The organism is Micromonospora sicca, assembly GCF_003172935.1.
Taxonomy (GTDB): domain Bacteria; phylum Actinomycetota; class Actinomycetes; order Mycobacteriales; family Micromonosporaceae; genus Micromonospora; species Micromonospora sicca.
This window is the reverse complement of the sequence record NZ_QGKS01000472.1, coordinates 1-4816: the sequence shown is the minus strand read 5'-3', so window position 1 is coordinate 4816 and position 4816 is coordinate 1. Positions and strand designations below refer to the sequence as shown.

Sequence of the window (4816 nt, the reverse complement as noted above, 5' to 3'; positions counted from 1 at the left end):
CGCCGGCACCGTGCCGGGCGAGTCCGCCCGCCGCGCCCGGCAGGCCCGCGCCGGCCGGGGCGCACTGGCCCGGCTGGCCGCCGAGAGCGGCGCCGGGCTCCAGGTGGTCGAGGCGCCCGCCTCGGCGCCGATGGAGGACGGCCCGGCGCTGACCGCCGACGAGGTCGAGTCGGCCCTCCGGTACGGCTGGCGGCTGGCCGAGCAGGCCGCCGACGCGGGCGTACAGCTGCTGGTGCTGGCGGCGTGCGGGGCGGGCACCGAGGCGGCTGCCGCGGCCGTGCTCGCGGCGACGGCCGGCGCGGAACCGCCGGCCGTGCTCGGTCGGGTGATCACCGAGGCCGGCGAGATCGACGACGCGGCCTGGATGAAGCGCTGCGCGGCGGTCCGCGACGCGCTGCACCGCACCCGGCGCTCGCCCCGGGACGCCAAGGACGTGCTGGCCGAGCTGGGCGGCGGCGACATCGCGGTGGCGACCGGCGTGCTGCTCGGCGCGACCGCCCGGCGGGTGCCGGTGCTGATCGACGGGCCGGTCGGGGTGGCCGCCGGCATGGTCAGCCGGGACCTGGCCGGGCAGGCCCGGCACTGGTGCCTGCTGCCCGACCACGGCGGGCAGCCGGGGGTCCGGCTCGCCGCCGACGTGCTCGGCCTGACCCCGCTGCTGGACCTGCGGCTCGACCTCGGCGAGGGGGCCACCGCGCTGGCCACGCTGCCGCTGCTGCGCTCGGTGCTGGCGCTGGCCGCCACCCTGCCGGTGCACCCGTCGCTGGGCGGCGAGCCGGAGGACGACGAGGAGTTCGCCGAGCCGGAACCTGCCGGGCCCGGACCGGCCACCACCGAGCCGGAGTTCGCCGAGCCGGAGCCGGCCGGGCCCGGACCGACCACCACCGAGCCGGAGTTCGCCGAGCCGGAGCCGGCCGGGCCCGGACCGACCACCACCGAACCGGAGTTCGCCGAACCGGAGCCGGCCGGACCGGGACCCACCACCGTCGAGCCGGACGAGCGGGTCGCCGTGCCGGACTCCCCCGGTCGGCGTGCCGACTGAGTCGGGGCTCGCCGACGGCGTCCGACTGGCGGTCACCACCTTCACCACGCTGCCGTTGCGCGGCGGCCGGGTCGACCGGGCCGCGGCGGGTCGGGCGATGGCCCTCGCCCCGGCCGTGGGCGCGCTGCTCGGCGCGCTGCTCGCCGGGGTGCTGCTGCTGACCGCGGCGCTCGCTCCCCCGCTGGTCGCCGGCGGGGTCACGGTCGGCCTCGGCGCGCTGCTCACCCGGGGCCTGCACCTGGACGGACTGGCCGACACCGTGGACGCGCTGGGCTCGTACCGGCGGGGCGCCGCCGCGTTGGAGGTCATGAAGAAGCCGGACGTCGGGCCGTTCGGGGTGGTCGCGCTGGTGGTCGTACTGCTGCTCCAGACGGCGGTGCTCGCGGAGCTGGCCGGGCGGTCCTGGCCGGCGGCGCTCGCGGGCGTGGTCGCCGCGACCGCGGCGGGCCGGCTCGGTGTCGCGGTGGCCTGCCGGCGCGGCGTCCCGGCCGCCCGCCCGGAGGGGCTGGGCGCGCTGGTGGCCGGCACGGTGGGGCCGGTCGCGCTGGGCGTCGGGACGGTGGCCGTCGCGCTGCTGGCGGTGCCGGCGGCGCCGGACCGTCCGTGGCAGGGGCCGCTCGCCGTCCTGGCCGCCCTCGCCGTCGCGGTGGGGCTGCTCCGGCACGCGGTACGCCGGCTCGGCGGCGTCACCGGGGACGTGCTCGGCGCCACCGTGGAGATCGTCACCACGCTGGTCTACCTGGGACTGGTGCTGTCCGGCTGAGGGCGGCACGCCCGGCCGGGTAGCGTTCTTCAACGACAGCACCGGCGCGGTCGATGGGGGACGGCATGCTCATCACGGACGACTTCCTGCCCGTACCCGTGCCGGAGTCGCTCGACGCGACCTACCTGGTGCCCATCGCCGGGCTGCCGAAGGTCAGCCCGAAGACGGCGGTGGCGGCCCTCGCGGGGCGGCTCGCCGAGCCGGTGCACGGCCTGGCGAAGCAGATGCTCGACAGCCCGCTGATGACCGTGGACACCCGGCCGATCGGCGAGTTCCCGGAGCTGCCGCCGGACCTGCTCACCGCGTTCGGCGCCACCGAGGCCCAGCTGGCCCGGCTGGCCGCCGCGACGCACCTGGTGGTGGTCCAGGCGGAGTACCGGCCGGGCTGGCCGCCCGCGCACGAGTGGGCGGCCCGGGCGGTCGCCGCCGCGGTGGCCGAGACCGTCGGCAGCGACGTGGTGGACGTCTTCGGCCTGCAGTTCCTCGACCCGGCGGCGGCACTGCGCTCGCTCCCCGACGAGCAGGGCCGGATCCGGCTGGTCGACTGGGTGCTGGTGCCCTACTCCTCGGACGCCGACGGGCTCTGGTTCACCACCAAGGGGCTGCGTCGGTTCGGGCTGCTGGAGCTGCAGGCCCAGGGGGTGCCGGACCACCTCACCCGGGCCTGGGGCGCGGTGATGACCGGCGCGGCCCGGCGGCTGCTGCGGGACTGGACCGACGGACTGGCCGGCGAGGAGGTGCCGGCGTTCGTGCAGCTCCCCGTGCTGGCCACGGTGACCGGTCACGACATCGCGGTGGCCTACGGCAATCCGGAGCAGCACGGGGCGACCGCGCCGGTGCTGCTCCGGCTGGAGCTGGACCCGGCGACGGACCCGGACGCCGACTCGTTCCTCAGCCTGCGGCCGCCGCCCGGCCACCCGGGGCCGGCCGGCCGGTACTTCGCCGCCGCCTGCGCCACCCTCTTCGCCGGCATCCAGCCGGACGTCCGGTACGCCCGCCCCGGCGACGCGATGAGCAAGGCGATCGCCACCGCGCGGGCCGGGTTGGGCGACATCCGGGGCCGGTTCCTCGCCGGTCAGCTCCCCGCCGAGACCCAGCTCGTGGTCAAGTACGGCCTGCCCGGCGACGACGGCCCCGAGTTCGTCTGGGCCGGGGTGACCTCCTGGGACAGCGCGGAGCGGATCGTCGGGGTCAGCGCCAGCGACGCCGCCACCGACCCGACCGTGCGGATCGGCGCCCCCGTGGTGATCGAGGCGACCGACGTCGTCGACTGGGCCCTGCTCGATGGCACCGGCGTCACCGAGGGCGGCTGGACCCAGGCCGTTCTCGACGCCGGCGAACGCCCGCAGCCCGACTGAGCGTCACCGCACCGAGGGGGTGATGAACGGGGGGCGGGTGACGGTCATCTGGGCGCGGCGGCCGCGGATGTCGACCTCGACCACGTCGCCGTCGGCCAGCTTCGGGTCGGTGTCCAGGAGGGCCAGGGCGATGCCCCCCTTGCGGGTCGGGGAGAAGGTGCCGCTGGTGACGATGCCGACCCGGGTGTCGCCGACGTACACGGCCATGCCGGGGCGCGGGATGGCCCGGTCCACCGCCACCAGGCCGCGCAGCGTACGCCGGGGGCCGGCGGCCTTCTCAGCGAGCAGCGCGTCCCGGCCCCAGAAGGCCGGCTTGTCCCAGCCGACCGCCCAGCCGGAGCGGCCCTGCAGCGGGGTGATCTCCAGCGACAGGTCCTGCCCGTGCAGCGGGTAGCCCATCTCGGTGCGCAGCGTGTCCCGGGCGGCCAGCCCGCAGGCCCGCAGCTCGTACGCCGCCCCGGCGGCGAAGAGCGCGTCCCAGACGGCGACCGCGTGCGCGGCCGGCACGACCAGCTCGTAACCCAGCTCGCCGGTGTAGCCGGTGCGGCACACGCTCAGCCCCATCCCGTCCAGGGTGGCGGTGGAGAAGCTCATGTAGCCGTGTTCGGTGGGCAGCCCCAGCGCGGCGAGCAGCTCCGCCGAGCGCGGCCCCTGCACGGCCAGCACCGCGTACGCCTCGTGCTCGTCGCTGACCTCGACCCCGGCCGGCGCGGCGGCGCGCAGCCGGCGCACCACCTCGGCGGTGTTCGCCGCGTTCGGGATCAGGAAGACGTGGTCGTCGGCGTGCAGGTAGGCGATGATGTCGTCCACCACGCCGCCGGTGGCGTCGTCGCAGCAGAGCGTGTACTGCGCCTGGCCGGGGCCGATCCGGCGGAGGTCGTTGGTGAGGCAGGCGTTGACGAAGTCCGCGGCGCCCGGCCCGGTGATCCGCGCCTTGCCCAGGTGCGAGACGTCGAAGACGCCCACCCCGGTACGGACCGCGGTGTGCTCCTTGAGCACACCGCCACCGGCGTACTCCAGCGGCATCTCCCAGCCCCCGAACGGGGCGAACTTGGCGCCGAGAGCGGTGTGCCGCTCGTGCAGCGGGGAACGGCGCAGCCGGGTCGCGGCGGCGTCGGAGGTCACGTCGGTCATGGGTGGCAACTTACCGGGGCCTGGACGGCTCGTTAGCATCGGCGGGACCCGTCAGGACGATCGGCGGGACGCACCCGACGTCCGGCGGGTAGGTTGCCGCCGGAGACCTTCATCGCCGGTACGCCATCCCGCGACCGGCCCGGCCCGCCCGGAGTAGCTTCAGTGACATCGCCCAGCACCACCCTGAGCCTGGTCGACACCGACCCCGCCGAACTCGCCGTCGATGCCATCGTGATCGGCGTGCACAGCCAGACCGGAGGGCAGGACGCCACCAGCGGACCCGCCGGCACCCTGCTGCTGGCCAGCGGCGCGGAGAGCATCGCCGCCGCGTTCGACGGCAAGCTGACCGAGACGCTGGCGCTGCTCGGCGCGACCGGCGGCCCCGGCGAGGTGATCAAGCTCGCAACGCTGGGCACCGTCACCGCCCCGGTCGTCGCCGCCGTCGGCCTCGGCCCGGAGCCGACCGGCGCCGCCCCGGCCCCGGAGACCCTGCGCCGGGCCGCCGGCGCGGCGGTGCGG

The 4816-nt window shown here is 77.0% G+C and carries 5 protein-coding genes; 4 read left to right on the top strand and 1 reads right to left on the bottom strand.

The window, feature by feature from the left end:
- The 3 genes from DKT69_RS34680 to DKT69_RS34670 form a co-directional block, all read left to right on the top strand.
- Positions 1-1042: nicotinate-nucleotide--dimethylbenzimidazole phosphoribosyltransferase (locus tag DKT69_RS34680; protein WP_201750004.1), on the top strand; the 1042-nt coding region annotated here is incomplete at its 5' end.
- Positions 1032-1805, top strand: a complete 774-nt coding sequence (cobS, locus tag DKT69_RS34675; RefSeq protein WP_109805602.1) for an adenosylcobinamide-GDP ribazoletransferase — start codon at positions 1032-1034, stop codon at positions 1803-1805. The genes DKT69_RS34680 and cobS, both read left to right, overlap by 11 nt.
- 65 nt (positions 1806-1870) lie before the next feature.
- Positions 1871-3163 (top strand): DUF2314 domain-containing protein, encoded by a 1293-nt coding sequence (locus tag DKT69_RS34670; protein ID WP_109805603.1) that lies wholly within the window; start codon positions 1871-1873, stop codon positions 3161-3163.
- Positions 3164-3166: 3 nt separating this feature from the next.
- Here DKT69_RS34670 and gcvT read toward each other — a convergent pair whose 3' ends face one another.
- On the bottom strand, positions 3167-4297 hold the full coding sequence (gcvT, locus tag DKT69_RS34665) for a glycine cleavage system aminomethyltransferase GcvT (protein WP_109805601.1): 1131 nt from the start codon (positions 4295-4297) through the stop codon (positions 3167-3169).
- Between the two features lie 162 nt (positions 4298-4459).
- Between gcvT and DKT69_RS34660 the strand changes: the two genes are divergently transcribed.
- On the top strand, positions 4460-4816 hold a 357-nt coding region (locus tag DKT69_RS34660; RefSeq protein WP_304598705.1), incomplete at its 3' end, for a M17 family peptidase N-terminal domain-containing protein.